The 22,666-nt window shown below is 69.8% G+C and carries 18 protein-coding genes; 10 read left to right on the top strand and 8 right to left on the bottom strand.

The annotated features are described in order from the left end of the window. Positions 1 to 30: 30 nt before the first annotated feature. Positions 31 to 990 (bottom strand): LCP family protein, encoded by a 960-nt coding sequence (locus tag AB0H57_RS19600; RefSeq protein WP_357508343.1) that lies wholly within the window; start codon positions 988 to 990, stop codon positions 31 to 33. A 213-nt stretch (positions 991 to 1,203) separates the two neighbouring features. On the opposite strand from AB0H57_RS19600, the gene AB0H57_RS19595 reads away from it, so the two are divergent. The 6 genes from AB0H57_RS19595 (at position 1,204) to AB0H57_RS19570 (ending at position 7,467) form a co-directional block, all read left to right on the top strand. Then, positions 1,204 to 1,644, top strand: a complete 441-nt coding sequence (locus AB0H57_RS19595) for a hypothetical protein (protein ID WP_357508387.1) — start codon at positions 1,204 to 1,206, stop codon at positions 1,642 to 1,644. Between the two features lie 210 nt (positions 1,645 to 1,854). Then, positions 1,855 to 2,973, top strand: a complete 1,119-nt coding sequence (locus AB0H57_RS19590; RefSeq protein ID WP_357508341.1) for an aminotransferase class I/II-fold pyridoxal phosphate-dependent enzyme — start codon at positions 1,855 to 1,857, stop codon at positions 2,971 to 2,973. Beyond that, positions 2,973 to 4,025, top strand: a complete 1,053-nt coding sequence (locus AB0H57_RS19585) for a GNAT family N-acetyltransferase (protein ID WP_357508339.1) — start codon at positions 2,973 to 2,975, stop codon at positions 4,023 to 4,025. Before AB0H57_RS19590 ends, AB0H57_RS19585 begins: the two co-directional genes overlap by 1 nt. Positions 4,026 to 4,120: 95 nt before the next feature. After that, the gene (locus AB0H57_RS19580; protein ID WP_357508337.1) at positions 4,121 to 4,777 is read left to right on the top strand and encodes a sugar transferase; all 657 of its coding nucleotides are present in this window, start codon (positions 4,121 to 4,123) and stop codon (positions 4,775 to 4,777) included. 130 nt (positions 4,778 to 4,907) lie between these two features. After that, a complete protein-coding gene (locus tag AB0H57_RS19575; RefSeq protein WP_357508335.1) occupies positions 4,908 to 6,332 on the top strand; it encodes an oligosaccharide flippase family protein in 1,425 nt (474 codons plus the stop codon). A gap of 151 nt (positions 6,333 to 6,483) precedes the next feature. Next, positions 6,484 to 7,467, top strand: a complete 984-nt coding sequence (locus tag AB0H57_RS19570; protein ID WP_357508333.1) for a glycosyltransferase — start codon at positions 6,484 to 6,486, stop codon at positions 7,465 to 7,467. Between the two features lie 40 nt (positions 7,468 to 7,507). Here AB0H57_RS19570 and AB0H57_RS19565 read toward each other — a convergent pair whose 3' ends face one another. The 6 genes from AB0H57_RS19565 to wecB form a co-directional block, all read right to left on the bottom strand. Continuing rightward, positions 7,508 to 9,001 carry a hypothetical protein gene (locus AB0H57_RS19565; RefSeq protein ID WP_357508331.1) on the bottom strand — a complete coding sequence of 498 codons (1,494 nt, stop codon included), beginning with the start codon at positions 8,999 to 9,001 and terminating at the stop codon, positions 7,508 to 7,510. Positions 9,002 to 9,123: 122 nt separating this feature from the next. Next, positions 9,124 to 10,362, bottom strand: a complete 1,239-nt coding sequence (locus tag AB0H57_RS19560) for a glycosyltransferase family 4 protein (RefSeq protein ID WP_357508329.1) — start codon at positions 10,360 to 10,362, stop codon at positions 9,124 to 9,126. 5 nt (positions 10,363 to 10,367) lie between these two features. Further along, entirely contained in the window at positions 10,368 to 11,708 is a 1,341-nt protein-coding gene (locus AB0H57_RS19555; protein ID WP_357508327.1) for a glycosyltransferase, read from the bottom strand. A gap of 77 nt (positions 11,709 to 11,785) precedes the next feature. Further along, positions 11,786 to 12,685 carry a class I SAM-dependent methyltransferase gene (locus AB0H57_RS19550; protein ID WP_357508325.1) on the bottom strand — a complete coding sequence of 300 codons (900 nt, stop codon included), beginning with the start codon at positions 12,683 to 12,685 and terminating at the stop codon, positions 11,786 to 11,788. A gap of 43 nt (positions 12,686 to 12,728) precedes the next feature. Beyond that, entirely contained in the window at positions 12,729 to 13,619 is an 891-nt protein-coding gene (locus tag AB0H57_RS19545) for a class I SAM-dependent methyltransferase (protein WP_357508323.1), read from the bottom strand. A 40-nt stretch (positions 13,620 to 13,659) separates the two neighbouring features. Continuing rightward, positions 13,660 to 14,784, bottom strand: coding sequence for a UDP-N-acetylglucosamine 2-epimerase (non-hydrolyzing) (gene wecB / locus AB0H57_RS19540; RefSeq protein WP_357508321.1), 1,125 nt, complete (start codon positions 14,782 to 14,784; stop codon positions 13,660 to 13,662). Positions 14,785 to 15,033: 249 nt separating this feature from the next. On the opposite strand from wecB, the gene AB0H57_RS19535 reads away from it, so the two are divergent. The 3 genes from AB0H57_RS19535 to AB0H57_RS19525 are packed head-to-tail and all read left to right on the top strand — an operon-like array spanning position 15,034 to position 18,304. Continuing rightward, positions 15,034 to 16,104 (top strand): polysaccharide biosynthesis protein, encoded by a 1,071-nt coding sequence (locus tag AB0H57_RS19535; protein ID WP_357508319.1) that lies wholly within the window; start codon positions 15,034 to 15,036, stop codon positions 16,102 to 16,104. An 8-nt stretch (positions 16,105 to 16,112) separates the two neighbouring features. Then, on the top strand, positions 16,113 to 17,408 hold the full coding sequence (locus AB0H57_RS19530; protein WP_357508316.1) for a glycosyltransferase family 4 protein: 1,296 nt from the start codon (positions 16,113 to 16,115) through the stop codon (positions 17,406 to 17,408). Beyond that, complete coding sequence (locus tag AB0H57_RS19525) at positions 17,405 to 18,304, top strand: SDR family oxidoreductase (protein WP_357508314.1); 900 nt, start codon at positions 17,405 to 17,407, stop codon at positions 18,302 to 18,304. The genes AB0H57_RS19530 and AB0H57_RS19525 overlap by 4 nt, the downstream gene beginning before the upstream one ends. Before the next feature lie 37 nt (positions 18,305 to 18,341). Here the strand turns inward: AB0H57_RS19525 and AB0H57_RS19520 are convergent, their stop codons facing one another. Next, a complete protein-coding gene (locus AB0H57_RS19520; RefSeq protein WP_357508312.1) occupies positions 18,342 to 19,247 on the bottom strand; it encodes an FkbM family methyltransferase in 906 nt (301 codons plus the stop codon). Between the two features lie 233 nt (positions 19,248 to 19,480). Between AB0H57_RS19520 and AB0H57_RS19515 the strand changes: the two genes are divergently transcribed. Continuing rightward, on the top strand, positions 19,481 to 22,579 hold the full coding sequence (locus AB0H57_RS19515) for a M14 family zinc carboxypeptidase (RefSeq protein ID WP_357508310.1): 3,099 nt from the start codon (positions 19,481 to 19,483) through the stop codon (positions 22,577 to 22,579). Positions 22,580 to 22,666: the final 87 nt, after the last annotated feature.

Here is a 22,666-nt window from a genome sequence, read left to right as displayed (position 1 = left end):
GGGACCCCCCGTGGCTCCCGGGCCGCCGACTCAGTTGCCGTCGACCGCGGACGGGTTCTCGGCCAGCCAGGCGTCCATCCGGTCGTTCTTGACCGCATCGAAGAGCTTCGCCGACGCGGGCAGGTCCGGAAAGATCACACTCTGGTCGCCGACCGTGCCCACCCCGGATGTGGGGCTCGTCAGCATGGTGACCTTGTCGGAGCGGATCTGACGCAGGCCCCACACGGTGTCGGACAACGCCAGGTCCCGGTCCACCTGCACCGCACCGGCGGTGGCCCGCAGGAAGTCATTGAGCTGGCCGGGGTCGGCCAGCACACCCTTCCGGCCGGCCTCCCGCATGACCGCGGCGACGATCGCCTGCTGGTGCCGCATCCGGCTGTAGTCGCCGTCGGCGAACTGCTTGCGCTGCCGGGCGTAGTCCAGCGCCAGGGCACGGTCCATGTGGTGCATGCCCGGTTTCAGCAGCCCGCCGGGGGCCAGCTCCGACACGAACGGCTTGTCGACGCTGACCTCCACCCCGCCGAGGACGTCGATCACCTTGCCGAAACCCGCGAAGTCCACCACGACGACGTGGTCGACGCGCACCCGGGTGAACTGCTCGATGGTGCGGACCAGCAGCGGCTCCCCGCCCCAAGCGTACGCCGCGTTGATCTTGGCTTTCCGCGGCCCGCCGCCGTCTTCGGGCAACGACTGCGGGATCGTGGTCCAGGTGTCCCGCGGGATCGAGATCAGCTGGGCCCGGTCCCGACTGCGCGGAATGTGGACCACCATGATGGTGTCGGTGCGCGAGACGCTGTCGCCCGGCTCGGTCTTGTCCGTGCCGACCACCAGAAAGTTGAGCGCCGAGGCCGCCGCGCGCACCGGCCGCTGCTCGTCCGGCAGACCCCGGAACGCGTCGACCCGCTTGACCTCGTGCTCCACCGACCGCAGGTACAGCCAGCCGGCGAGGCCACCGCCGCCGATCAGCAGGAGCACCAGGATCGCGAGCACGGCGACCAGTTGCGCCCACGGGCGCCGCGGCCACCACCGGCGGCGGCGTCTGCCCGGACCGGCACCATGGCCGTTCGGATCCCAAGGTGACCGTCGCGCCGCGGACGTCTCGTCCACATGAACCTGCCCCGCCATGGAAGCGGACATTACGCCATCTGCACCGCGTATCATGGCCAATTGGCGCACATGTCGCCGTCATTCCGGCGCGTACCGTTGGGGTCCATGGACGACGGCGCACTCGCCTGGCGTGAACAACGGGAGCAGGCGCTACGGGCGCATGCGGCCGCGGACGAGCGGCGCCGCGCCGACGAGGCGGCGGAGGCCGCCCGGCTGGTGGCCTGGTTCGCGGCCGAGGCGGACCGGCGTGGCCTGCGCCGCGAGCGGCTCATGGTCCAGCCGTACGACGGCGGCGGGCGGTATCGCAGCCGACTCACCGGGTGGTACGTCGACAGGGCCCGGAGCCGAGCCGTCGACGCGCGGGGAAACTTCTACCTGTTGGGTGTCCCGCCCAGCCTCCGGGCACGCCTGTTCGGCGCGGACCCACAGCCGCAGCCCGCGCCGCTGACAGTGGGAAGAGGCGGACGTGATGGGGAGTCGGTCCCACTGCGCGAGTTGCTCAGCCGCCGACTGGCTGCCGGCGACGACTGGCCCTGACCGGGCCATTGCCCAGGGGCGGACGGCGCCCACCCGAAACCGGACCGTGACGAGCCCGACTCGGTGCTCGTATCATGCCCATTAGGGGATTTACTGACTGTCATCCTGATATAACCCTGAGGTGAGTTTGTCGCGCGGGAGGATGACAGCCGAATGCCGGCACACGGGCAAACCGCGCCACCCGCACGAATCCCGACCGGTGGCGACGCGATGAGCGGGCGGATCCACCTCTCCGCTCCCGACATCGGACCGCTCGAGGAGTCCTACGTCGTTCGCGCCCTGCGGTCGGGCTGGGCTGCGCCGGCGGGACCGGATCTCGACGCGTTCGAGCGCGAGATCAGCGAGCGGACCGGCAGACGCGCCGCGGTGGCTCTCAGCTCCGGCACCGCCGCGCTGCACCTGGCATTGCTGGCGGCCGGCGTGGGCCCGGACACCGTGGTGGTCGTGCCCACCCTGACCTTCGTCGCCACCGCGAACGCTGTCCGCTACACCGGGGCCGAGCCGGTCTTCGTCGACTGCGATCCGCAAACCGGCAACATCGACGTGGCGCTGGTCGAGCAGGTGCTCGCGGGTCGCCGGCGGGTCGCCGCCGTCGTGCCCGTGGACATGTTCGGGTGCTGTGTCGACTACAGCGCGCTACTGCCGCTGTGCGCGGCGGTCAGCGTGCCCGTCGTCGAGGACGCGGCCGAGTCGCTCGGCGCCAGCCACCAGGGCCGACCGGCCGGCTCCTTCGGATTGGCGGCCGCGCTCTCCTTCAACGGCAACAAGATCATCACCACCTCTGGCGGCGGAATGCTGCTCTCCGACGACCTCGACCTCGTCCGCCGCTGCCGCTACCTCGCCTCCCAGGCGCGCCAGCCGGCGCACCACTACGAGCACACCGAGACGGGATACAACTACCGACTGAGCAATCTGCTCGCCGCCCTCGGTCGCGCTCAGCTCCGTCGACTCGACGAGATGATCGCCCGACGCCGACGCCTTCGGGACCGGTACGCCAAGATCTTTGCCGGAATTCCCGGCGTACGACTGCTCGCCGACGCCGACCCCGGGGCCAACTCCTGGCTCACGGTGATCGTGGTGGATCCCGAAGAAGCCGGGTGGCGCGCCCGGGACCTGGCCGACCACCTGGGCCGGGCGAACGTCGAGACCCGGCCGGTGTGGAAGCCCATGCACCTCCAACCCGCCTTCCACGGCTCATCAGCCGTCCTGACCGGCAATGCCGAACGACTCTTCGCCCAAGGGCTGACCCTGCCCAGCGGATCGTGTCTCACCGATGCCCAGGTCGACCAGCTCACGGCCCGGATCGAAAACTTCCTGGACGGTCGGTGATGGTTCGCTTCCTCGACGGGCCCGGCGGAGGCGCACCGGAGACCTACCCGGATGTGTACTTCACGCCCGGCTACGGTGCCGCAGTCGCCGCCGCCGACGGCGGCACCTGGCACCTCGCGTACGCGCCGGGCCGGTTGATGGCGCCCTACCTCGTCCAGCCGCTCGCCGGCGGCCTGCACGACGCGCAGAGCCCGTACGGCTACTCCGGCTTGCACGTCGAAACCGGGTGCCCCGCGGACGAGCTGGCCCGGTGCTGGTCGGAGACCGTGGGGCAATGGAGGAACCTCGGACTGGTCAGCATGTTCCTCCGCTTCTCCCCACTGGACATGGCGTCGGTGGCGGCGGCCCGGACGCTCGGCGCGATCACGATGATCCGCCGGGCCGACACCGTCGCCGTCGCCGTGCATCAGGGCGCGCAGGCTGTCTGGGATGGCATGGCGGGACGATGCCGCACGGCGGTCCGAAAGGCACTACGTAGCGGGTTGGAGGCATCGATACGCCGGGCCGACGGCGACGACCTGACCGCCGCGTCCTCGTTCCGGACGTTGTACGAGCGGACCATGGAACGGGTGGGAAGCGACCCCAGGTACGTCTTTCCCGACCGCTACTACCGCTTGTTGCACCTCGACCTGGGCAAGTCCCTCCTCGTTGCTGAGGTGCACGACCCCGACGGTGTGGTGGTCGCCTCGGCGCTGTTCATGCGCCACGGCGACCGGATGCACTACCACCTGGCCGGCTCGGACGTCTCCGCCGCGCGCAGCGGCGCCAACAACCTGCTGCTCTGGACAGTGTTCGAGTGGGCGGCGGGCCACGGTTGTGCCACGGTCCACCTGGGCGGCGGCGTACGACCCGACGACAGCCTGTTCCAGTTCAAGAAGTCCTTCGGTGGAGTCCGCACCGAGTTCTGGACGGCATCCGTGGTCATCGACCCGGCCCGGTACGACGCGCTGGTTCGTCAGCGGGCCGTGGAACTCCACCGGCCGGCCGACGAACTGCGCCGTTCCGGGTTCTTTCCCGCCTACCGACTGCCGGCGCCGCCGGCAACCGCTTGAACGGCCTTGCGGCCCGCCACGTTTCCGCGCGCAGCCCCGTCCCCCGAGCGGGACCGCAGGGTGCGACAGAACAGCCGATCACCAGGGAGTACGCCGTGACCGCCAACCTGATCCGCTACGACGGAGTCAAGCGAGGAGTCGACGTCCTGATCGCCGGGCTCGGGCTGCTGCTGCTGTCGCCGGTCATGCTCGGCGTGGCTGTCGCCGTCCGGTGCGCGCTGGGCCGGCCGGTCATTTTCCGCCAGACCAGGCCCGGCCTCAGCGGCAGGCTGTTCGAGCTGCGGAAGTTCCGGACAATGCATCCTCCGGGCCGCAGCCGGGCCACCGACACCGAGCGGCTGACCAGCTTCGGTCGTTGGCTGCGGGCCTCCAGTCTCGATGAACTGCCGACACTGTGGAACGTTCTGCGGGGGGACATGAGTCTCGTGGGCCCCCGTCCCCTGCTGGTCGAGTACCTCGACCGGTACACGCCGGAGCAGGCCCGGCGCCACGAGGTGCGGCCGGGCATCACCGGGCTGGCGCAGGTGAACGGCCGCAACGCCCTGAGCTGGGAGGAGAAGTTCGCCTACGACGTGCGCTACGTCGATACCCGATCTCTCCGCCTCGACCTGCGCATTCTGCTCCGAACAGTGATCAAGGTGCTGCGCCGCGAGGGCATCTCGGCGGACGGTCACGCCACCGCGCCCCCGTTCCTGGGAACTGCGCAGTCCCGCCCGGATCACCTACCGGGTCTCCAGCGAGCGGCCCGCTGACCATTGGCTGGGCTGCCACGGCTCCTGCCGTCCGCGGAAGACAAGGAGGAGGCATGCTCGTTCGGCTGTCCGGCCTCCGGGAGCTGACGCCACGGACGGTGGAGATCCGAGTGACACAGGGGGCGGACGGGTGACGGAGGTACCGACGGCAGCCGAGGTCCGGACGTCGGAGCCCGAACACCCACCGGTGGCCGCGGCCGTGGACCGAACCGGACTTCGCACCCGACTCCTCAGAACCACGACGTTCAACCTCGCCGCGGCCGCGGCCAACGTACTGAGCGGAGTGGTCATCGCACGGGCGCTCGGGCCCACCGACCGCGGCGCGTACGCCGCGATCATCGCCTGGTTCGGGGTGGTGCTGATCGTCGGTGAGCTCGGGCAGACGGCCGCCACGACCTTCTTCGTCGCCCGCGACCCGGACCGCGCCCGGGACTACGTCGCGACCTGCCGAACGGTGATGGTCGTGGCGGGCCTGGCCGGGCTGGCGCTCGGGTGGCTCGTGGCACCGTGGCTCGCCCAGGGCCAGGACGGAACGGTGGTCACCGGTTACCGACTGATGTTCACGGTGTGCATGGTGTCGTTCATCGGGGCTGGTTACGTCTTCGGTCTCCAAGCCAGCCACATCGGCAGATGGAACGTGGTGCGGCTCTACCAGCCGGTGGCGTTCCTCATCGTGGTCGTCCCCCTGGCTGCCGTCGGGCGGCTCACGCTGATCAATGCTCTGATCGCGCTGTCGGCCACGATGACCACCCAGGCTGTCCTCGCCTACCTGCTGGCCCGCCGGATGATGCTGGCCGGCGGCCGTTTCCGTGGCCGCCTGGTCGGTCGCATGGCTCGCTTCGGCCTGAGTCACCTCGCCTCAACCGTGCCGGGCGTGGTCGCCGTCCGGCTGGACCAGCTGGTGCTATCCGTCGCGGTCGCCCCGGCCGTGCTGGGCAACTACGCGATCGCCACCTCACTCACCGCCATGGCCCAGCCGGTGGCTGCGGCGTTGGGCGCGGTAGCCTTTCCCCTGCTGGCGTCCCGAAAGCTCAGCCCGCGGCTGGCCACCCGACTGCACCGTCGCAGTATCCTGGCGAGCCTGGTCGCTGCGGGTCTGCTCCTGGTTCCCCTGGCGGTCGGCGCCCCCTGGTTCATCCCGGCGATCTTCGGCGACGCCTTCCGGTCCGCCGTCCCGCTGGTCGCCCTGCTGCTACCTGCCGGTCTCTGCCTCGCCGGCACCGCCGTCTGCGGTGACGTCCTGCGCGGCTACGGCCGTCCGCTGGCGGTCGCCCGCACCCAGGTGGCCGCCGCCGCGGTGAACATCGCACTGCTGGCCGTGCTGGTTCCCCGTCTCGGCGTGGCCGGAGCGGCGCTCGCCGCGAGCGCTGCCGCGGCCCTCGCGCTCGGACTCATGCTCCTTCAACTCCGCGGCCTGACCTCCGGTCGGAAACGACAGGGCGGCAGGACCATCCCGGGACAGGAGACCAAGCCCGGCGACGAGCCGGACGGCGCGGCGCCGGAGACGCCCGCCACCGTCACCGCGCGGATCGACGGATCGTTGAACCGGCGGTGATCGTCGTCAACAGCGGACCCAGTCCAGAAGGTCCGTCATCGACCAGCGCCGGCGTCACCGGGGCCAGCCGTGGACACTCCACCGACCTGGCGGGTGGCCGGCCAGCCGCATGACGACGAGGCGGAATTATGGATGAAGGAGACGGAGCGCAGTGCGGATCGGCATCATAGGGCCCCCGGGTTCCGACACCTTCGCCGACAACATCGCAGCGACCCTGCCCCGCATGGGACACGAGGTGGTCCTCCTGGGCTCGACCTATGCCCGACGGGGCGGGTTCCTCTGGAAGGAGGTTGCCGCGACAGCGCTGCGGGCCTCACGGCGCGTCGAGGCGCAGGCACAGCGGCACCTGGCGCGACGGGCTCTTGAGCATGATTGCGATGCCGTCATCTCCACCGACTCCAACCTCACGCCGAGAACGGTCGGCGAGCTACGGCGCAACAAGGTGCCGGTGGGGCTCTGGTTTCCCGACTGTGTGGCAAACATCGGTCGGCAACGCATGCTGGCCGCACCCTACACTGCGCTTTTCTTCAAGGACCCGCTGCTCGTTCGACGCCTGGTCGACGTGCTCGGCGCTCCGGCGTACTACCTCCCCGAAGCCTGCAACCCGCAGATACACCGGCCGATCGGCGAGCCCGGCTCAGCGCGCAGGATCGTCGTCGTCGGCAACACCTATCCCAGCCGGATGATGCTGCTCCGACGGCTGCTCGAGGCGGACGTCCCCCTCGCCGTCTACGGCGCGCCGCCGGCTCGCGACGTCGCCAGGGTGCTGCCGCCGGGCATCCATCAGGGGTATCCCGTCTTCGGTGAGGCCAAGTCGCAGATCTTCCGGACCGCGGCCGGGGTCCTGAACAACCTCCATCCAGCGGAGATGCGGAGCGTCAACTGCCGGCTCTTCGAGGCCACGGCCGCTGGCGCCGCAGTGCTGTGCGAGCAGCGGGAGGTCCTTTCGGACCTGTACGAGCCGGACCGGGAGGTGTTGCCGTTCACGACGTTCGCCGAACTTCTCGAAGGGGTGAGGGAACTGCTCGACGTTCCGCACCGGACCGCCGAGGTCGGCGACGCCGCGAGCAAGCGGGCCCACTCCGAGCACACCTACGAGAACCGGCTGCCGATCATTCTCGATCGACTGTCGTAGACGCCGGCTCCGGCGCAGCAGCGGGACTCGTTGGCGCCACTCAGCCCGCCCAGGTTGCCCGAGCCGCCGGAGGAACCATGTCGGTCCCCCGCCGCGGGCCGAAGGCCCCGCGCTGGCCATCACCGGTTGTCCGGCTGGTCGGCGGCGACTGCCCTGCCACTGGTCGGCGCGCCGCTCCCGGCGCCCAGGTGTCCTGCCCACGCAGAAGCCTTCCGGCCAGTCGGGCAGCCCACACGAGCACGATGAGCGTTAGTACGCCCCGCAGCGTGGTGACGAACGTGGGCGGGCCGGTCTCGTAGAACAGTGCGCACTGCGCGAATCCCATGCCCAGCAGGAGGCGAGCGGCGGAGGCCGTGGCGGTGACCAGCAGGTCGACCCCGGCGAACACCAGGCCGAGCAGAATCACCAGCACCATGAGGCCCGGCACACCGAAGTAGCCGAGCATCGGACCGAGCATGCCGGGGAGGTAGTCGATCGACGGGTCCAGCCTGAAGTGCAGGTTGAGGTAGGTCTCCTCGTTCCGCGCTTCCACGCTCCGCTCCAACTTGCCCTTGTCGATGAAGCTCGGGACGCCGAGGAGCAGGTTGTTCCACATCGTGACCAGCCCTACCGGCTGCACCCCGTCCTGCAGCCGGTCATGGACGAGCGCACCGAAGGTGTTGCCGTCGAACCGGTAGACGCTGTCCTCGAGGATCGCTTCCTGACTCTGCCTGGACGAAAGCGCCAGAACGCCGTCCACCAGGCCCTCGACCCGAGCGGCCCCACGGTCCGGCAGGAACGCGTCGCGCCCGACGGCGCCGCGGGCGGCGGATAGCGAGATCGCGAGGAACGCCACCAGCAACGCGGCACCGACCAACTGCCGACGGGGCAGTCGCACGCCGGCGAGCGCGGCCCCGTACAGCGAGAGGACCGCGCTGACGAGCATGGTGGATCTCGATCCTGCGACGATGAGACATCCACCCTGGATCAGAAGAAGAGGCAGCGCCCAGCGGCGGCCGTATCGCACGAGAGCAACGGCGCCGACGAGCCCGGCGACGGTGACGAGGAACTGACTGACCAGACCGGAGACGAGATAGTCACCTTCGCTGGACGGGGCCTGCCCGTAGAGCGTCGGTGCGGCCAGTCCGAAGCCCGAGACGGTGACGCCGCCCAGCAGCACGGCGAGCAGCAGCAGCCAGCGCAGCCGAAGTCCCTCGATGTACGAGCTGGTGCCGTCGGCCTCGCGCGCGCGCTGCCCCTTCGGGAGGCGATGGAGACAGATTCCGCCGTACACGAGTGCGTACAGCAGGATCGCCACCGACACCGTGAGTGTCCACGAGTCGATGGCATCCTGGCCGACGATCTGCCGGTACCCGTTCCGCCCCGGCCAGATCCACTGCACGATCTCGGTGACACCGTGGAAGAGGACCGCCATCAGCAGCAACAGGCCACCGACGCGGGTGAGCCACTGCCCGTTGATCGCCCGGTGGGTGAACCACACGGCCACCCCCTGGAGGATGATTCCCGCCAGGACAGACGTCGTCATGTCACCCACCCCTACCTCGTCCAAGCTGCCACCGCCGATCCGCCATCATCGGGGCGAACGGCGGCGCCCTACCACCAACGTCGGCGGCGCAGGCCGGTGACGGCTGGTGCCCGCAAATCACCCGCTCTGCTTCATTTTTCCGGATTTCCCTTTTGCGGAGTCTGTTCGGTCAACGCAGTAGTCGCCTGCTCGAGCACGTTCCCGGACGGCACCTGCTGCCGCCAGGCCCGGTACGCCCTCTCCGCCTGCTGCCGTTCCCGGAACCGATCCAGCGGCGACCGCCGGGACAACGCCTCCAGCTCCGCTGTCAACCGGGCAACCGTCAACGGACGTACGATCACTCCGCTCGCCGCTTCGATCAGGGCACTCCACGGGGTGGCGTCGGAGCAGACGACCGGGCAGGAAGCGGAAAGACTCTCCAGAATGACGTGCCCGAAGTTCTCGCCGAGGGTCGGGAAGAGGAATGCGTCGTACTCGTTGAACGTGGGTCGCACCAGTTCCGGTGCGAGTTCCCCGCGGTAGCGCACCCGGACGCAGGAGGGCAGTTCCGCGATCAGCCGTTGGCAGTCGGCCCAGTACCGGCTGTCCTCCAGCGGCCCGAAGATGTCGAACTCCACCGGCCGGCGCAGCGGACGCAGTGCTGTCAGGGCCAGCGTCAGGTTCTTCATCGGCGAGAGCCGGCCGATGAACACGAGACGCAGGGGTCCGGGGCGGGGGCCGACGGGTGGGACGGGCCGGGCCGGCGCGATGCCCTCGCTGCCCCTGACGAGTACCCGAGCCCAGGGAAATGTCTCGAGGACGTGGGTCCGTTCGAGGTCGCTGGACGCGTGCCACCGGACGTCGAGCCGCTTCAGGACCCGGGACCAGACGCGGAGGAAGATCTGCTTCTTGCGTCGCTTCACCCCGAGCGCGCCGGGAGACAGCTCTCCACGCGGGGCGATCAGTACCGCGGACACGGACAGCAGACCGGCTGCGAGGGCCGAGATCGGCACCAGGGAGTAGGGCGACCACAAGCTGTTGAGGTAGAGGAGGTCGATTCGCTGCGCCCGGACCCGGCGCAGTAGCCGTACCCAACTTCGCGGGCTGCGCGCGGCGAGGTAGAAGACCGCGGCCCGCTCGCCGCGTCGGACACAGGTGCTGGTGAGGCCCGGATACGGGTCGGACGAGCCGAGATCGCGATCACTTGTTATCAGCAGCAGCTCGATGTGCCCGGGGAGGGTGTCGAGGACGTTGGCCACCGACTTCACCGGACCGCCGCCACGGAAACCTGGCTCGAAGACCCCGCAGGTGGCCAGGACGCGGTACGTCGTGGGTACGTCGTTCAGCGTGTCGGGAGCATCTGCCGACGAGGCGGCCGGAAGCGAAGCCATTCGAATCACCCCTCCGACGCGGTCCCGGGTAGGTGCGCCACCGCGCTGGTCCGGCCCGCCGGGGGGAGGAGATCGTCGTAGATCGCCAGGATGTCCCGCAGGGCGACCTGAGTGGAAAACCGCTGCACCGCCCGATCGCGGCCCCGTTGCCCGAGCTCACCCCCGGCGCCGTTCAACACGCTTCGGGTGCGCGCCGCGAGCGCGGCCGGTACGCCACCGGCCGGCTCCATGGGGACCAACCAACCGGTCGACGCGTTCACCACCGACTCGCAGGCGCCGGCGCTGGCTGTGGACACCACCGGCAGACCGCAGGCCATCGCCTCGATGACCGACAGGCCCAGCCCCTCCTCGTGGGATGCCTGGAGGAACACCGAAGCCCCCTGGTAGAGGGCGACCAGATCGGCGGGAGCGACGTCGGGCCGGACCACCACGCGGTCGGCCAGACCCAGGCGGCCGATGAGAGCGACGAGCTCCGCGGGCAGCCGGCCGGTACCGGCCATCACCAGGGCCGGCGTTCCGGGGTTCTCCCGGACCAGCATGGCGTAGGCCTCGATCAGGCGATCCAGGCCCTTCCGGGGGTCCGCCAGCCGGCACAGCGAGAGCAGGTAGCCGTCGGCGCTCCAGCCGGCCGGGCCGGGCGCGAAGCGGTCCGTGTCGATTCCCGGAAAGGCGAGGGTGACCCTCACGGCCCCGAGCGAGCGCGCGAGCGCCGCCATCCGCTCGTTCTCCACGAGCACGACACCGACCTGTTGAAGCGCCCTTCGCTCCAGCACCGACACGCCGGCGGTCATCAGACGTCGCCAGCAGCCGGAGACGCCGCCGACCTCGGCGAAAAGGGCGGTGCGTTCCCAGGAGGCCATGGTCGCCACCTGCAGCACGACGGGAACTCCGAGACCGGTGGCGACCCTGGCCCATGCCGGCCCCCCGCACACCACCTGTACGAGGTCGTACTGGGACAGGATCCGGGACAGCTCCCGGCGGGGCCGGTAACGCATCCACTCCACCTCGGCCGCGTTGGCACCCCAGTGCCAGCACGAGGAATCCTCCAGCGGCTCGCAGAGGCTCTTCCGCAGCCAGGTCGTCGGGCTGACCAGCCGCCGGCTGGACGGGTCGCGGCTCCAACTGGCGAGGTCGTGCACGTCGACCTGGTAACCACCGGTCTGGATGAGCGCCCCGCGCAGCCACCGGGCGATGGTGCGGACTCCTCCCCCTCGATGGAAGCCGTGCGTGACGAGGGCGATCCTCCGCTGCCTGGACAACCCGCCCACCGGTTCCGTCAGACCGCGCTCCAGTTGCACCTCGAGCGCCGTGCGAAACCTCGCGAGCGAGGGCACCGGCCCCGTCATCCTCGTCATGATGTGAGCAACGAGGAGCGCGTCCCTCGGTCACGAAACGGCACAACAGTCATATATGGAACGGGCTGCTACCCGCGCGCTGCGGACACCGGTCGGCGCTGCGTCTGTTCGACGGCATGCCGGCGCTCTCGACGAGCGACGAAGACGAGGTTCTGGGTGACGACATGGCCGCGCAACTGGCCCGTCTCCGCCGCGAGGGCGACCTTCCAGGCCGCGCTGATCGGCCACCAGACCGCGGACCGCAGCAGGCTGGCGAAGCCGTGCACCGCGGGCGGGCAGGCGGAGACGGCGACCGAACCGAAGCCCGCCGCCGAGGCGAGCTGGGCCACGCTTCGGCACGTGAACCAGGTCCGGTGGGTGATGTCGCCGTACATGACGTGGCCGCCCGTCGGGCTGACCGCGTTCGGGACTCGGGCCAGGAACACGCCGCCCGGTCGCAGCGCAGCCAGGACCTCGTCGAACGTCCGCAGCAGGTCGTCCCGGGAGAGGTGCTCCAGCAGGTCGGTGGCGACAATGGCGTCCCAGCTCTCCGCCTCCGCTCGCAGCGGACCGTGGAAGTCACCGAGGCGGACCCGGTCCACCCCCTTCGAGTGAGCCACTGCCACCTGCTCGGCACTGATGTCGATACCGTACGCATCGATACCGTCGGCGAGCATGAGTTCCACCAGGTCGCCTTGGCCGCAGCCGATGTCGAGCACGCGGCACGGGCGTCCAGAACTCCGCCGCAGGTACGGCCGGATGTCCCTGCGGTACGCGAGCGCGCAGGCCCGGCGATCGCTCGGTCCCGCGTGATCAGAGGTGTACGTCTGGTAGAACCGACTCTCCCCGTACGCCGACGACCTGTCCACCGTCCACCACCGTCCTGGGTCACCGCGAGTCCACGACCCGGGACGACCTCGCCGTCCCACTGCGATTCGACCTGAATGTGACAGTATCAACGTAGGTGGCCATACGTGAACAAATGGCATGATTGCTATCGCAGGGTGTGGACGGTGTCCGCACTCGTCACCGTCAAGGTCTTGCCGGTGCGGTGTCGTACAGGGCCCACCGGGTGGTTGCTGAAAGCCGCCGGAGCATCGGCCGTTCGTCCAGCACCTCCCGGTGCAACGGGTTGCCGTAGATCACGAAGAACCGCCGGGGCGACTCCTTCAGCGACCGTTCGACATTGTCGACGACGACGCGCAGCGTCGCCGCACCGAAGGGGTTGAAGAGAAACAGCACGGTGGCTCGGGACGGCAGGGTGAACTTCGCCGCGTCATCGTGGTGGACCGCGATGACTCCGGCTTGCTCGGGCCGGCGGGCCTCGAACGACCGCACATTGCGCCGGCTCATCTCGATCAGGTCGCGGTTCAACTCCACCCCGACCACCTCGCCGAACCCGTGCTCAGCGGCCAGCAGCAGCGGAAGACCCTTGCCTGACCCGAGGTCGACGAAGGCGAAGTCCGCCGGCGAGCCGAGCGGCAGGCGCCTCAGGATTCGCCGGAACTGGTGGGGGGCCATCGCCTCATACCGGGTGCCGTCGGCATGGGCGGCTGCGGACCGCATGGCAGCGGTGACCCCGGTCCGGCCGGTCGTCTCGATGCCCAGGCGGCGGTCGAACCGGCGATGCCGAACGTTGTTCGCCGGGCGCATGGCCCCCTCGACGCCCCACCGAACCGCGAATCTGATCGCAGCGCCCGAGCCGTCCCGGCGATACGTCCGGCGTAATCCGTCGTGCAGGTTCGCTCGCTTCTCGCTGATCGCTCGCAGCAGGTTGATCGGCCGACTCACGATGCATCCCTTCCGCCCGCCACCGGGGCGATCCAATGGCCTCCTCGCCGGTCGGCGGGCGGTGGGACTCCGCGAGATCACGAATCCGCCGCCGTTCGCCGCCGCTGCCGAAGGTTCAACGGGAAGGAACACGGAGCGTTACGTCGCGCCCGAGTCATCGGGGTTCGCGTGCTCAGACCCGGATGCCGGCCCAGGCGTGGTGTCGGCGGACGGTGGAGAGGATGAACTCGACGACCCGGCGGGAGGTGTCGGGCACGAGGTAGTCCGCCGGACAGGGCACCCCGTGCGCCGCTACCTGGTCGACCGCCACGCGGACCGCCTCCACCACTCCGTGCGGGTCCAGACCGGTCATGATGATCCCGCCGGCGTCGAGGGCCTCGGGCCGTTCGATGGACTCCCGCAGGGTCACCGCCGCGAAGCCGAGGATCGCCGCCTCCTCGCTGACGGTGCCGCTGTCCGACAGCGTGCAGCGTGCGGCGCTCTGCAGGCGTACGTAGTCGAACAGTCCGAACGGCTCGTGGAAGGCGACGCCCTCCAGCGCGGTGTCATCGACGGCCAGCCCCTCGAGCGCCTTGCGGGTACGGGGATGCGTGGACACCAGCAGCGGCAGGCCCCACTCGTCGCGTACCGCCCGCAGGCAGTCAAGCAGGCGGCGCAGCCGGTCCGGGCGGTCCACGTTCTCCTCCCGGTGCGCGCTGACCACAAAGTACCCGCCCGGCCGCAGTTCGAGGTGGTCGAGAACGGTGGAGCGGGCGATGTCGCCCCGGTGGTACTCCAGGACCTCCCGCATGGGCGAGCCGGTGTGCAGGATGCGGCGCGGGTGCAGGCCCTCGGCGAGGAGGTTGCGTCGGGCGTGCTCCGTGTAGACCAGGTTGAAGTCGGCGACGTGGTCGACGAGACACCGGTTGGTTTCCTCCGGCACGTTCAGGTCGAAACACCGGTTGCCCGCCTCCATGTGGTAGACCGGCACCCGCATTCGGCGGGCCATCAGCGCGGCTATGGAGCTGTTGGTGTCACCGAGTACCAGGAGGGCTTCCGGCCGAAGTTCCCGGATCGCATCCTCCACACCGACCAGCACCCCGCCGAGGACCCGCCCGAGGGATGTGGTGTCCACGTGCAGGAACCGGTCGGGCCGGCGGATCCGAAGATCACGGAAGAACACGTCCGACAGGGCCGGATCCCAGTTCTGCCCGGAGTGGACGAGGACGTGGTCGACCGTGCGGTCGAGCACGTCGATCACCCGGGACAGCCGGATGATCTCCGGCCGTGTCCCCACCACCGTCATTACCCGCGTCATCGCACATCGTCCTCTCCGGCCGGTTGACCGGTGTCGGCCCGCCCCCACCAGTCGTTGACCCAACGAACCGGGCGATCCGCGAGACACGTCACGTCTGCGCGGTAAACGGCCGACCTTAGTAAGAGTCGACCCGCTTATCGACTTCTTTCGGCATTATCGGCCTTTTAGGTGATTAGCGGGGCGTATGGTGACCTGCGACAAGAGGCCGAGGAGACCCCGTTGCGCGACGGGGATGGGCAGGAGGAAGACGTGACGTCCTCGCTTTCGGACCGACGCTTTCTGATCACCGGCGGGACGGGGTCCTTCGGACAGACCATGGCCGGACGGCTGCTCGACGCCGGCGCGGCCGAGGTGCGCGTCCTGAGTCGTGACGAGGCGAAGCAGGACGCCATGCGCCTGCGCCTGCGCGACCAGCGGGTCCGCTTTTACGTCGGCGACGTGCGCGACCCGGACAGCGTGACCAAGGCCTCGCGAGGCGTGGAGTACGTGTTCCACGCCGCCGCGCTCAAGCAGGTCCCGTCCTGCGAGTTCTTTCCGTTGGAAGCGGTCCGGACGAACGTGCTCGGCAGCGCGAACGTGGTCGACGCCTGCGAGCGCAACGGCGTCGAGTGCCTGGTGCTGCTCAGCACCGACAAGGCCGTCCGTCCGGTCAACGCCATGGGCATGACCAAGGGACTGATGGAGAAGGTGGCCCAGGCCCAGGCCCGCAACAACCCGGCCGCCCGGACGCGGGTCTGCTGTGTCCGGTACGGCAACGTCATGTGCTCGCGAGGTTCGGTGATCCCCCTCTTCCTGGAGCAGATCAGGAACGACATCCCACCCACGGTGACCGTACCGACCATGACGCGCTTCCTCATGTCGCTGTCCGAGTCGGTGGAGCTGGTGGAGCACGCCTTCCGGAACGGCCAGCCGGGCGACGTCTTCATCCGTCGGGCGGACGCCTGCACCATCGGCGACCTGGCCATCGCGCTCTGCGGGCTCCTCGACGCGCCTCCCAAGATCGACGTGCTGGGCATCCGGCACGGGGAGAAGCTCTACGAGACGCTCGCGACCCGCGAGGAACTGGCGCGTGCGGAGGACTTCGGGAAGTTCCTCCGGGTTCCGGTCGACAGCCGCGACCTCAACTACTCGCTCTACTTCGAAGAGGGCGACACCAGCAGTGAACACAGCTCCGACTACAACTCGCACAACGCCCGCCGGCTCGACGTACCCGAGATCATGTCCCTGCTGCTGACCCTGCCCGAGGTACGAGCGGCGGTGGAGGAGGCGCGGGGACGACGGGGCGAAACGGCCGGCGTCGCGAACGCCCGCGGAGCGTGAGCGACGCGATGAGGAACTCGGACAACGTGCTGGAGCGGCCCACCCGGGTGGCTTTCGTCACCCAGTGGTTCCCGCCGGAGCCGGCCGCCATACCGCTCGGGCTCGCCCGTGCCCTGCGGAACCAAGGGCTGGACGTGGGCGTGCTGACGGGCGTGCCGAACTACCCGACCGGCCGGGTGACCCCGGGCTACTCCGCCTGGCGACGGAGCAGCGAGACGCGGGACGGCTTCCCGATCCGCCGTACCCCGCTGTATCCCAGCCACGACCAGTCCGCCCTCCGGCGAGCAACCAACTACCTGAGCTACGCGGCCTCGTCCACCCTGCTCGGCGGACCGATGCTCCGGTCCGCCGACGTCGCCCTCGTGTACTCCTCGCCGGCGACCGCTGCCACGGCCGCCATCGCGGCCCGCCGGCGCTGGGGCCTGCCGTACGTGCTGATGGTCATGGACCTCTGGCCCGACTCGATCTTCTCCACCGGATTCTTCGACCCGGGGCGGGGCCGGCGGATCGCCGAGGGGACGCTGCACTGGTTCACCGACCGGACCTACCGGCTCGCCGCTCACGTGACCGTCACCTGCCCCGGCATGAGGGAGGTGCTGATCGCGCGCGGCGTACCGCCCGAGAAGGTTTCGGTGATCTACAACTGGGCTGACGAGAAACTGATGCAGCCGACCGAACCCGACCCCCGGCTCCGCGCCGAGCTGGGACTGACCGACGGGTTCGTCGTCATGTACGGCGGCAACGTCGGCGCGGCGCAGGGTCTTGACGTGGCGGTCCGGGCCATGGCGAAGCTGCGCGACCTTCCGGACGTGCACCTTGTGCTGGTCGGGGAAGGCATCGAACGTCCGGTCCTGCGGTCCCTGGTGGACAAGCTCGAGCTGCGTACCGTGCACTTCGTGGACCGGGTCGCACCGGACCGGATGGCGGCCTTCATGGCGGCGGCGGACCTCCAACTCGTGTCGCTCGCCGACGAACCGCTGTTCCAGATCACCATGCCGAGCAAGGTCCAGTCCATCATGGCGTGCGGGCAGCCCCTGCTGGTCTGCGCCCCGGGGGACGCGGCGCGGGTGGTCGAGGACGCCAGCGCGGGTTTCACCACCCCGCCGGGCGACCCCGCCGCGCTGGCCCGTGTCATCCGGCACGCCCGTGGGGTGCCCCGCCCGGATCTGATCGCGATGGGGCGCAACGGGCGCAACCACTACCTGCGGGTCATGAGCGAGGAGATCAACTCACTGCGCCTGGCCGGCCTGCTGGCCGCCGCTGCCCAGCACGGTGTACGGGTCGGAACCGGGAGGCACCGATGACCCGACGGGTACTGATCGTGGGCGCCACCGGGATGCTCGGCCACACCCTGGTCCGTCAGCTCGGCGAGACCGCCGGCCTGGAGGTGTACGGCTCCGCCCGGACCAGCGACGCCCTCGGCGCGATCTTTCCGCGCGACGTGGCGGCCCGGATCGTCGGCGGTGTCGACGTACGGGACATGGCACAGGTGGAGCGGCTGCTCGACCGGGTCCGGCCCGAGGTGGTGGTGAACTGCGTGGGGGTGATCAAGCAACGGCCCGACGTCCGGGACGCGGTGCACACGGTGACCCTCAACGCCCTCTTCCCGCACCTGCTCGCCACGGAGTGTGCGCGCCGCGACAGCCGACTGATCCACGTGAGCACCGACTGCGTGTTCTCCGGAGACCGCGGCGGCTACGTCGAGACCGACATACCGGATCCACCCGACCTCTACGGTCGGTCGAAGCTGCTGGGCGAGCTGGGCGCCCCCGCGCTCACCCTGCGCACCTCGATCGTGGGCCATGAGGTGTCCAGCAACCGGTCGCTCATCGACTGGTTCCTCTCCCAGACCCAGGAGGTCCACGGCTTCACCAAGGCGATCTACAGCGGTGTCACCACCACGGAGTTCGCCCACCTCCTCGGCGCGGTGGTGATTCCCAGGGATCACCTGACCGGGCTCTACCACGTGGCAGCCAGCCCGATCAGCAAGTACGACCTGCTACGCCTGGTCGCCGAAGCGTACGGCTGGCCAGGGCGGATAGTCCCGGACGACAGGCTGTCCTGCGACCGGTCGATGTCGGCGGAGGCACTGGCGCTGCGAACGGGCTACCGCCCGCCCCCCTGGCATCAAATGATCTCGCAGCTGCGCGCTGCGCGGGGGCACTGGGGACTGCCCCCGGCGCTGCCGACAACGGTCTGACCCGCTCGCGGATGACCGGGCACCGGCGCCCCGGGCGCTACCGGATCCGTTGCCCCCACCATGAACGAGGCAACGGCGTTCGGGAGCTTCCCGCCGCCTTCCACCAGGCGACCTGCGGCAGACGACGGAGGCCGTTGTCGGTGCCGAGGAGGTAGTTTCCCTCGACGAAGGTCTCCAGGTCCGGGTCCCATCCGGGGTACGTCTCCACGCCCCGCGGGGTGAGTTTGCCGACTCGGTATCCATACCGGCCCGCGAGGTCGAAGACATCCTTCAGAAAGCGCCGGGCGTACACCCAGCGATGGTTGTACTCGAACTGGATGACGGAGATCCGCTGCTCGGCCAGGGATGCCTGACCACCGAGCAGGACCGCGAAGTCATGGCCCTCGGTATCGATTTTGAGAAGGTCGACGCGGGTGAGGCCGTACGCCTCGAGGTAGCCGTCCACCGTTTCCGCGGTCACCATCTCGGTCGACGCGTCAGCTTCGTCCGCCTCGGCTCCCTGGTGCAGCGAGTTGCGTCCGGCGCCCGGTGCGACGACGAACATCTGGCGCTGCCCTGCGGTGTCGGAGAGAGCCAGCCGGTTGGCCTGGGCGGTGACCGGCAACCGCTGCCGCAGGATGCCGTAGGTGTACGACGTGGGCTCGAAGGCGTGTAGCCGCACCTGGTCGCGCAGGCCTCGCTCGTTCGCTTGGCGCAGCAGGGCGACAGACCAGTCGCCGATGTTCGCACCGACGTCCAGCACCGTGAACGGCTCTGCGTGCGAGGCCGTCGACAGCATCCAGCGCTGGAGGGCGTACTCCCCGTTGTGTTCGGGCGAGTTGGGCAGGTCGAGCCGGGCCTGGTTGAGCGCGAAACGGGCCACCCGCACGGTGTGGCGCCTACCGACCACGCTGCAGAGCGTGTCGACCGCCAGGGCAGCGGCGCGGCGTGAGGCGACAGGCATTTGCTCTCCATCCTCGGTGTGGTCAACCTACGACGAACGCGGCGGGTGACACCGGCTTCGCCGGTAACCGAGGTGTTCGGGCGCCACCCGCGTGGCATCGCCGCCGTTCTGGATAACGGCATTTCGGATGAAAACGTTACCCGACGATCGTCGACATCCGCTTGATCGGTCTATTGACATGCCTTTACCTCACGGCAAGGCTCGCGGCTACAGGTCCTTACGAAGGGGGCGCGATGAGGCGCAGACGGCTGGCGATCGCCGGCGTGTTCACTCTGGTCGGCGCGCTGGCGTTGACCGCTCCGGCCAGCGCGCGGCCACCGTCCGATCCGGTCGGCCGCGACAGCTTGGAGGTGTACGTCGGCACAGTCAACGCGGAGCAACTGGAGAAGCTGCGCGCGGCCGGGGTCGACCTGGGGCACGACACGCTCGAGACCGGCGCCGCGGGCACCCGGGTCGAGACGGTGCTCAGCCGGCGCGAGGCGAAGCGGCTGACCGGGCAGGGCGTGCCGCTGCGGGTCAAGCAGATCCGCGGCAAGGACGCCTCCCAGGTGCTGCGCGAGCAGTCCGCCGCGGGCTGGAAGGCGTTCCGCTCGTACAGCGAGCCGGGCGGCATCCGGGACGAGCTGACCGCGACGGTGGCCCGGTTCCCGAAGCTGGCCAAGCTGGAGACCATCGGCACCACCGTGCAGGGCAAGCCGATCCTCGCGGTCAAGGTGACCAAGAACGCCCGCTCGGTGCCGGACGGCACTCGCCCGGCGGTGCTGTACGCCAGCAACCAGCACGCCCGGGAGTGGATCACGCCGGAGATGACCCGCCGGCTGCTGCACCACTACCTGGACAACTACGGCAAGGACCAGGAGATCACCTCCCTGGTGGACACCCGGGAGCTGTGGTTCCTGCCGGTGGCCAACCCCGACGGCTACGACCACACGTTCACCCCCGGCAACCGGCTGTGGCGCAAGAACCTGCGGGACAACGACGGCGACGGGCAGATCACCAGCGGTGACGGCGTCGACCTGAACCGCAACTTCGCGTACAAGTGGGGCTACGACGACGAGGGGTCGTCGCCGGACTTCAGCAGCGAGACCTACCGGGGCACCGGGCCGAACTCGGAGCCGGAGACCAAGGCGCTGGACCGTCTCTTCCAGCGGATCGGCTTCAAGTTCATGATCAACTACCACTCCGCCGCGGAACTGCTGCTCTACGGCGTGGGTTGGCAGGTGAGCACCCCGACCCCGGACGACGTCATCTTCGAGACGATGGCCGGCGACGACGCCCACCCGGCGATTCCCGGCTACGACCCGGACATCTCCGCCGAGCTGTACACCACCAACGGCGAGACCGACGGCCACGCGCAGGTGAACTACAAGACCCTCGCCTTCACCCCGGAGATGTCCACCTGCCAGAGCGCCTCGGCGTCCGACCCGGACGACCAGTGGGACCCGGCGGACTGCGTCAGCGGCTTCATCTTCCCCGACGACGAGAAGCTGATCTCGGCCGAGGTGGCCAAGAACCTCCCGTTCGCCCTCGCCGTGGCCAAGTCGGCGGCCGACCCGGACGACCCGGTGTCGGTGGTCGGCCGCAGCACCCCGGATTTCGTGGTGGACTCGTTCGACACCTCGTACGGGCGGACCCAGGAGGTCGCCACCACCGCCCGCCGGGCGTTGCAGGACGTCCGGATGCACTACGTGGTCAACGGCGGCCGGCCGACGACGGTCAAGGTCCGCGAGTGGCGGGGCGGTGAGCGCTACGGCGACACCAACAACGACTACTACGCCGAGCTGCGCGGCACGGTCACCGGCACGAAGCCGGGCGACCGGGTCGAGGTCTGGTTCACCGGGGTCAAGCCCGGCCAGGGCCCGGCCGCCAGCAGCCACTTCACCTACCGGGTGCACCAGGACATCGGCGGCGACGTGCTGGTGCTGGCGATGGAGGACACCACCGGCCTGAGCCCGGCCCAGAACAGCCCCACCGCGAAGTACGCCGGCCAGATCGCGGCGTCGGTGCAGAAGGCCGGGCACCGGGCGAACGTGTACGACTTCGACGCCATGCGACGCACGGCCCCGCACCCGCTGGGCGTGCTGTCGCACTACCAGACGGTGATCTGGGAGACCGGTGACGACATCATCCTCCGCTCGCCCGGCCAGGTCGCCGGCACCGCGGCGGAGGCGGCGCTGACCACCGAACTGGCCGTCCGGGACTACCTCAACGAGGGCGGCAAGGTCCTGGTCAGCGGCAAGTACGCGCTCTTCGCGCAGGCCGCCAACGGCTCGTACGCCTACCGGCCCGGCGCCCCGCCGGAGTGCACCAACCCGAGCGACGTGGCCTGCCTGCCGCTGCTGAACGACTTCCAGCAGTACTACCTGGGGGCGTACAACTACGTCAGCGACGGCGGCACCTCGGCCGACGGCGACCCGTACCCGGTGCGCGGCTCGGCGGGCGCCTTCACCGGCTTCGCCGGTGACCTCAACGCCGCCGGATCGGCCGGCAACCAGGACCACACGGCGTCGTTCCTGACCACGTCGAGCTTCCTGAAGCCGGACAAGTTCCCGCAGTTCGCCAGCTCGGCGGCGGTGGACTGGGTGCGGCCGGGCGGCGCGCCATTCGACCCGCGCACCGGCGACTGGTACCTGTACAGCGACCGGGCGGACCAGGCGTACAAGCGGCTGGCCCGGACGGTGGACCTGACCGGGGCGACCAGTGGTGAGTTGCGCTTCTTCACCTCGTACGACATCGAGTCGGACTGGGACTACATGATCGTCGAGGCGCACGAGGTGGGCACCGACAACTGGACCACGCTGCCGGACGCCAACGGGCACACCGGCACCGGCACCGGCGAGAGCTGCCAGTCGGGCTGGGTGCAGCAGCTGCACCCGTTCCTGGCGCACTACCAGGGGGCGGACTGCTCGCCGACGGGCAGCACAGGTAGCTGGAACGCGGCCACCGGGTCCTCCGGCGGCTGGCAGGAGTTCAAGATCGACCTGACGGCGTACGCCGGCAAGCGGGTCGAGGTGGCCATCTCGTACGTCTCCGACTGGGGCACCCAGGGCCTGGGCGTCTTCCTGGACGACGCGCGGGTGATCGCCGACGGGGCGGTCGTCTCGGAGACCTCCTTCGAGGCGGACCTCGGCGGCTGGACCGTCGCCGCGCCGCCGGCCGGCTCGGCCACCCCGGCGAACAACTGGACGCGCAGCCAGCAGGCGTTCGAGGAGGGGGCGACCGTGGTCACCGCGGACACCGTCTACCTCGGCTTCGGCCTGGAAGGGCTGGCCCCGGCGGCCCGGGACGACCTGGTCGCCCGGTCGCTGAAGCACCTGCACCAACGCCGCTAGGCGACAGCACGACCGATGGTGCGCCGGCGGTGACCTCACCGCCGGCGCACCTTCCGTTACGAGAGGCGCGTCCGACCCGGATGTGGT

Source organism: Micromonospora sp. NPDC050686 (genome assembly GCF_040654475.1).
Taxonomy (GTDB): Bacteria; Actinomycetota; Actinomycetes; order Mycobacteriales; family Micromonosporaceae; genus Micromonospora.
This window is presented reverse-complemented; position numbering and strand designations above follow the sequence as displayed.

Coding starts and splice junctions, on each gene's coding strand:
- AB0H57_RS19555 (WP_357508327.1), bottom strand. CDS start 11,708: ATGACGGGGCCGGTGCCCTCGCTCGCGAGGTTTCGCACGGCGCTCGAG.
- AB0H57_RS19550 (WP_357508325.1), bottom strand. CDS start 12,685: ATGCCATTTGTTCACGTATGGCCACCTACGTTGATACTGTCACATTCA.
- AB0H57_RS19585 (WP_357508339.1), top strand. CDS start 2,973: ATGGTTCGCTTCCTCGACGGGCCCGGCGGAGGCGCACCGGAGACCTAC.
- AB0H57_RS19525 (WP_357508314.1), top strand. CDS start 17,405: ATGACCCGACGGGTACTGATCGTGGGCGCCACCGGGATGCTCGGCCAC.
- AB0H57_RS19590 (WP_357508341.1), top strand. CDS start 1,855: ATGAGCGGGCGGATCCACCTCTCCGCTCCCGACATCGGACCGCTCGAG.
- AB0H57_RS19530 (WP_357508316.1), top strand. CDS start 16,113: ATGAGGAACTCGGACAACGTGCTGGAGCGGCCCACCCGGGTGGCTTTC.
- AB0H57_RS19515 (WP_357508310.1), top strand. CDS start 19,481: ATGAGGCGCAGACGGCTGGCGATCGCCGGCGTGTTCACTCTGGTCGGC.
- AB0H57_RS19560 (WP_357508329.1), bottom strand. CDS start 10,362: ATGGCTTCGCTTCCGGCCGCCTCGTCGGCAGATGCTCCCGACACGCTG.
- wecB (WP_357508321.1), bottom strand. CDS start 14,784: ATGACGCGGGTAATGACGGTGGTGGGGACACGGCCGGAGATCATCCGG.
- AB0H57_RS19520 (WP_357508312.1), bottom strand. CDS start 19,247: ATGCCTGTCGCCTCACGCCGCGCCGCTGCCCTGGCGGTCGACACGCTC.